Raw genomic sequence first — 7,049 nt, 5'->3', positions numbered from 1 at the left:
GTTTTTGCTGTTGCTGAGCTTGTTGTTGTTTTTGCTGTTGCTGAGCTTGTTGTTGTCTTTGCTGTTGCTGAGCTTGTTGTTGTTTTTGCTGTTGCTGAGCTTGTTGTTGTTTTTGCTGTTGCTGAGCTTGTTGTTGTCCTTGCTGTTGCTGAGCTTGTTGTTGTTTTTGCTGTTGCTGAGCTTGTTGTTGTCTTTGTACTGTTTCTTGATTTTGGTTCTGATGATTTATCGGTGAAGTTCGTTTCAAAAAAGAGTGAGCAGATACAGAATGAGGTAGGCTGTATGCATGGTGAGATATTACTGTTTTATGAGTAGTTCCCAATAACTGCCTTAGTGTTAAAGATGTATGAGATGGCTGGAAAAATCTTTGAGAAGCAACATTGGAAGTATTTAGATGCTTAGATTCGTCTTGAATGGTTTCATGCGACTGCTTAATAAATTTTTGCTTAACTTGTTCTTCTCGCTGCACCAATCGTTGTCCTTCTGGTAGAGACTTTTTCAGGGGTGAGACTTGAGACTCTTTTGCTGGATTAGGACTTAAAATAGCTTGTTTTGGTATATTTTTAATTGATTTTGATGTTTCAGACTGTATGATATTAGGTACTGATGTATTCTGAGCTGAAAGATTCAGATACTGAGTAACCGCTTGTAAGTATACTTGTCTTAATCTTTCATTTTTTAATTCTTTTTCAGCTGCTGCCTGCTGCTTATTCCTTATAACTTGTTGATGTATTTGTTTTCTCCACTTTTCTCGTTCTTCGGGAGTCATCTTACTTAATCTTTCAAATAAATCAGGTTTTGTTGATTTAGCTGTTTGGGTAGTATTGGTATTTGTAGTAGCTTGGCTATCTGTTCTTGCACCTGTATGAGAAGCTCTTATCTGAGACTCGGAAGATCGCTTCTGGGAAGATCTAACTTGAGATATATCAGAGGTTGTAGATGAAGAGACATTTAATTTTGATGCTGAAGAGGTGGGATACACCTTATCACCATACAAAAATTCAAAATTCAGTGCGATTTTCGCTAAACACTCTTGTCGTTCCTCTCGAGTTATAGATTGTGATTCCTCGTCCGTATTAAACGCACAGAATGCCATGCATGTGGTGTGATTTTTTTCTTGTGCAATATTATATGCGGTCTGATTTTTTTTATTTTTTATGTTTAAGTCGATACCCTCTTCTATTAATTTTTTCAGAGCCGTTTCACGCTTTCTTTTGGCTGCAATATGTGCAGGAGTATTACCTTTTGAATCCACTAATTGGGGGAAGTTAGGAAGTCTGGTGAAATATGTAAGCAAAGGCTTAATTAGCTCTGGATAACCATGTGTTGTTGCTATATGAAGCAGATTTTCTTGTCTTGTACCTACCCCAACAGGATAATTTTTCGTGATAATAGAAGTTAATTCGTCGTCAGAAAGTTTGAGTTCTTTCGCACGCTCCATTGCTAAATTAAATTTATTTAGGTTGTTCGTTCCAACTGCCACCAAAAAAGCTGAGCCCAACTTTTCAACTGGCAATGCTTGAATTTCTGATTCAGATACGTTATCTGGATAACCATTGGGTATTCTTACTGGTGCCCCCTTCGGCACAGCCCACTCAAAATAGCCCCCCTTTTTGAAGGGATGAAAAAAATTACTAAGTGCTTTGTCTGTATGCTGATTATCAAGAACCAAATGCATTACTCCTCGCACTCCTCCAACTGTCGTGCTATGACAGTGATGCCAGGTTAATGTGTCATCAGGGGATTGGTGTGGATTTTCTTTAATTTCTTTCATAAGAGCAGCATTACTCACTGTTTCATAAAGCTCAATCCCTTGTACGCTTAACTTTTCTAAATGTGCTAATAATTGTTGATTACAAATTGTATTATGTTCTTTCCGGTCTTTACCAAAATCATCTTCGTCCAAACGCATTTCAAAATAAACATGATAGTCACGAGGCTTATCGTTTTCATACATACGATTATCCAAGTTCTCATTCTTCGATTGCATACAGGGACTCCAAAAAAACATCAAATGAATCATTAACTAATACATGACAATAATAATTTTCTTCTTCCTCTTCATCGTCGTCGTCATAATATCCAGAAAATTCATATGCTAGCTCTCCATAAAGCAGTCGCCATACCTGTACCTTGTCATTTACCCATTTCAAGTAAAAAATACTTAGCCCCAAACTATCACGAGCAAATGGTAAGCAATCTTTCCCTAACTCTAATTTAAAATTTTCAACCATGTTCCAAATGCTATAATCTTTTTCTTTCTTGTCGATGACACGAAAAAAATTGCCAATTTCATCTACACGTCCCTCTGCATCCTCAAAACAGTCAAACTTAGGCATGCCACCATTAAAATGACGACAAATTTCTTTATATAATTCAGGTAAAGGATGACCAATATAATCTTGTAATGCTTCAATTTCTTCTTCAGAAGCTGAAGGTTTTATACGACTAAACTGCAACTGGCTTAAACTAAAAGGCTGTTTTTTTCGTTGCTGGCTACGTCCAGAACTCCCTTCATCACAATCATTTGTCATTATTTTTTCCTTAATCTTAATTTATGCAAACACACTTCAACATAGTTGTTGTGGACGGTTTTCTTCTATAATTTCTTGTTTTATTCAGATTAAATAAATCGACGTTCTCTCTCCTCAGACTATGTGCTTAAATTTACAGCATCCCAATCTACATCTGAATTCAGTATCCATTCAAGTGCTTGCCTTCTGGCGATAATCTGATTTATATCGATATTCTTCGGCTGTTCTTTTTTTGTAAGTGCATTGTTACGAAACCACCAATGTACTCTATAGTACAAATCCAACATGGAATAGAGGGATTTGGTGGAGCGTAATTTCATCATACTTGCATACTTAGAACTATTTTCATTGATTTGCAAATTAGGGCTTAATCCTGCAAGTTCGTCGCCAACTTGTTGGTCAAAAGAAAGTGTTTCAATTAATCCAGTTGCCCATAATATAGTCCATAAGGAATCAAGAGACCAATACAGCTCCCAACGCTCCTCATTGGTTAATTCATTTGAGGTATATAAAAAACCCCATTCTTTGGGCCTTAAGTACGTCTCAAGCTCATGTTCTTCTATCCAATTGCTGAGACACCATTTTGGTGCTTTCATATTCAACTGATACACTGCATTAAAAATCAACGCTCGATTTATAATTTCGTTCAGAGATCGAGGTTTGACCTCCCCAATAATAGGCAGACAATCTAAAATTTCACCTCCAGCATTAAGAATTATTTTCTCAGACTGCTTTTTTACTTCTTGTGGATTTATTATTTCATTTTCAGTGTTCATAAGACTTCCTAAGATTTATTTGATGTCCGATTTCGTCCAAGCGTTTTTAGAGTATAGTTATAACTTTCAGGTAAAATAGCCACAATATTCCCAATTTTATGAGAAGCTCATATTGGCTAAATGAGAAACCTCATCAACTTGATGAGAGTTTTCGTTAAAAAAATGACCATTATATGTTGATGGCTCCTGGTCTAATGAAGTAGAGTCAATTACATCATCAGCTTCGGGATTACCACATTTTTGGTTAAGTAGTTCCTGTATTTTGGAATTAGTTGTTAAAGAAAATGCATCAACTCCATCATCTGTAGTACTTGCTGGATTTGCATTCTGATCTAAAAGAAACTTCACCAACTCAAAGGATTCTTGTTTCACTGCCATTAATAAAGGGGTATAGCCGTTTGCTCCACAAAACTCAATATCCACTCTCTGGTTTACCAGTTTTTTTACAGTGGGTAAATCAGCATTTTGTATCGAATACATTAATTCATAACCTTTAATAATCGGGTAAATTAATGAATTACGGGAAGTTAATTCACTGGCTATTTCACACTCTTTATTTTTTAATAATGGATCGGCTCCCTCTTTGAGCAAATATTCAACTATACGATCTTTTTCATGGTCCACAGCAAGCATCAATGCGGTATAGCCCCCCTCATCTTGATAATTAATATTGGCACCATCTTTTAGAATTTTTTTAATTTTTCGTATCTGTGGTGAATCACTGATAATTTCCGCATGGAATGCTTTATTTATTTGTTCTCCTAAGGCTGGTTGTGCAGAACTTTGCTCTTTTTCTCTTAACAAATGATATATCACTGAATTGCTCGAAGCCAAATCAGAAGCTACTCTACCATATTTATTTTTTAATGAAGGATCAGCACCAAGGCGTAATAAATATTCTGCAACCCGCTCATTTTGTCCATCAATTGCACACATTAAAGGTGTATAACCGTTTATTGGCGCTTGGTAATTAATATCTGCTCCATCAGCAATAAGGTCGTCTATTATACTTGCTTTGCCATCAAATTTAGCCACTTCATTTAGAAGTTTTTGATTATTTATCTTTTTAAAATGTTCTTCTCGTTCTTCTCGTTTAACACGTTCCGCTTTTTCTAGGATTTCTTGCCTTTCCGACAATGATGGTCTTTTCTCAGGATGTCCTGATATATTAAAGACTTCTATATTAGGAGGAAGCACAGAATAAAGAGCCATTAAATGATCGCTGCAGTTTAGTCCGCCATTATTACGTAAATCAAGTTCAAATAAACTGGTTGGAAGAGAATTGAAAATCCGAATTAGATCATCTTTATTATGCTTATAGAGAAAATTGTAGGTTAGATTGAGTGATTTTAGGGGGGGAAGAGCTTGAAATAATTCAATCAATTTATCAGGTTGTATTCCACCAAGATTGCTAGAATTTAAATTTAAACTCGAAAGATGTCTTGGCAAAGCTCTAGATAATTGAATCAACTTATCCCCAACATCGCGATCAGGAATATGGCTAGAGTTTACACAAAATTCGATTGAAATAAAATTTCGAGGAATACATGGGAACATAAGTAGACAGTGAGCGCCATAACATTTGAGTTTAGTTACATTCTTAGGAACTGAATCCAGTATTGCTTTAATGCTATCTGCGTTCATTTCCGCAAATAGATCGGAAGAAAAACTAAGAGATTTTATATTTTTTGGAATTGTTGCCAAAATTGTAACGATGTCGCTAACTACAATGCCAGAAAATATATAAGAATTAAAACTAAGTACTTCTGCCTGTTGGGGAATATTAGAAAAAATTTCAGTAATTAATCTAAGTCTCTCTAATGTATTTTTACTATATCCTTGCAAGCTAACTGAGTACTCGATAACTTTTTTGTCATAGTTAAATCGCTCAATGTCATGAATATAACCTGTACTAATTGGTGAGAATTTAGTGACTGGCGGCTTTGTTAAAAAGTCTGAAATAGATAACAAATCTGGTGTCCAATAATGCTCGAATACAGTTTTATAAAATGATATTTTTGAAAATTTTTCAGATTTGTCTAGTTGATCCTGTGGATCAAAATCTTTAGTTTTATTTGCTACTACAGCTTCTCTGCCAAATTTATATGTTGGATGGTGCTTGCCAAATAGTACGCACGCAGTCCAAATATAAGGTAATTTATCTGGATCTTTATCACCTATGACTATTGGATCTTTCTTTGTAGGAGATTTATCTAAAGACTCAAGAAGATTATAAACAAATGCCATTGAATATTTGATACGCGCAACAGTATCTTGACTCCAAGGAAAACAATCAAATACAGGTGTACCAGGCACTGATGCGCGCGCTAGTTTTGTTTCCGTGTCGTCTTTCTGCCTATCCAGTGTTTTTGCAAGTGCTTTTTCTCTTTCCAGTTGCTCTCTTTGTCTCTGATGCTCCTCATCAACAACAATCCTTTTCTCTTCAGCCAATAATCTTGTAATGACCTCGAGAGAAGCTTTTGTTAAAAAGGTATTAATTTCTGCTTCATCTAGATAGTGTTTAAATGCAGTTTCGTAAAGTGATTTGCTACTAAATCGTGAGAAATAGCCAATTTCACCTCTCGGTTCAAACCCATTAGCAGAAAGCACCCATATTGAGTGATGATCAAATTTAGCCGGCAAAATGCTTCCAAGGAGCATGAAAGATGTCCATACATACTGAGCCTCAAGAGGATTAGGTCCCTTTATTTTTATAGGGTTTTCTTTGGAAGGTATCTTGGGCAGGCTGCCAGCAATAGATTTTATAGCATAGGCCATCCAATAATTTACCCGAGATTTAGGATCTTCAGGCATTTTCCCAACATTTACAAAAAAGTCTTTTTGTTCCTTCTCATAAACGCTACGCAATATTTTACATCTTTGTTGCTCACTTTCTACTAATCGCACTAAAAATTCAAACACAATCATATCCTGATTATAAAATGCAAACAGTGACCATATTAAAATATAGTTGTCCATAATTCAAATAAAAATGACCACATATTTTTTTGTGAGTATATTCAGTTTTACCGTAAAAAATCATGAAATTTGATATAGTCACTAACATGAGCAGAATCAAATTTCAAAGAATAAATATTTTTTTGTTTTTCTTTAGTTAGAGAGAAAACATAGGATTACAAAGCTGAAATTAACAAGAAGTTAGCTCCTTGTTAATGATCATTATCAACCAACGCCGCATTAGCAATAAATTGTTTGCGGATGTTTACTAAAAACACGGTAACACTGAGCCTCAAAGAGTAATTTGAAGTCACTTGTTTAATTAATTACCTTAATTAAGATAGAGTGAAGCAATTAAACAAGTCAGCTCGGCACCAAAACCAAAAATTCCTATGTGGAAAGAAACAAGTCATTGTTGCAATGGTTCAATCATTTTAGAAGGGGGTATTGTATCTATATGCTTTTTCTCCAGCGTTTATCCATACGGGTGTGATCACTCCTTTGATTAGCCCTGTGCGAATAGGACCATAGTATCGACCATCAAAAGACCATTCGCTTTGGCTGGTCATGGTCATCACTTCATCTTTTTGCAGCGGATAATTTACAATTCGCCATTGAGGCAATGTACGATTCATCCCATCATTTAACTTAGGCTTTGAAAAAGGAATAAGCGTTTGATTCACAAAAACACCTTCAGAAGTAACTGATACAATATCACCCTGTATCGCCACCACTTTTTTCATTAAATACCCATAACCACCAGGACACAGGCCAGGGTTGA

General features: G+C 35.6%; 5 protein-coding genes. All 5 read right to left on the bottom strand.

The window, feature by feature from the left end:
• A partial coding sequence (locus WA877_RS00360; protein ID WP_425168962.1) for an ankyrin repeat domain-containing protein occupies positions 1–1,990 on the bottom strand: 1,990 nt, incomplete at its 3' end.
• Complete coding sequence (locus WA877_RS00355; RefSeq protein ID WP_425168961.1) at positions 1,974–2,534, bottom strand: SMI1/KNR4 family protein; 561 nt, start codon at positions 2,532–2,534, stop codon at positions 1,974–1,976. The genes WA877_RS00360 and WA877_RS00355, both read right to left, overlap by 17 nt.
• A gap of 119 nt (positions 2,535–2,653) precedes the next feature.
• A complete protein-coding gene (locus WA877_RS00350) occupies positions 2,654–3,310 on the bottom strand; it encodes a DUF4272 domain-containing protein (protein WP_425168960.1) in 657 nt (218 codons plus the stop codon).
• Between the two features lie 96 nt (positions 3,311–3,406).
• Positions 3,407–6,232 (bottom strand): ankyrin repeat domain-containing protein, encoded by a 2,826-nt coding sequence (locus tag WA877_RS00345; protein WP_425168959.1) that lies wholly within the window; start codon positions 6,230–6,232, stop codon positions 3,407–3,409.
• A gap of 470 nt (positions 6,233–6,702) precedes the next feature.
• Positions 6,703–7,049 (bottom strand): S26 family signal peptidase (locus tag WA877_RS00340; RefSeq protein ID WP_425168958.1); only part of this gene is annotated, 347 nt, incomplete at its 5' end.

It is taken from the genome of Legionella sp., assembly GCF_049790535.1.
GTDB lineage: Bacteria > Pseudomonadota > Gammaproteobacteria > Legionellales > Legionellaceae > Legionella.
Note: the sequence above shows the minus strand (reverse complement) of the source record. Positions and strands in the feature narration are given on the sequence as shown.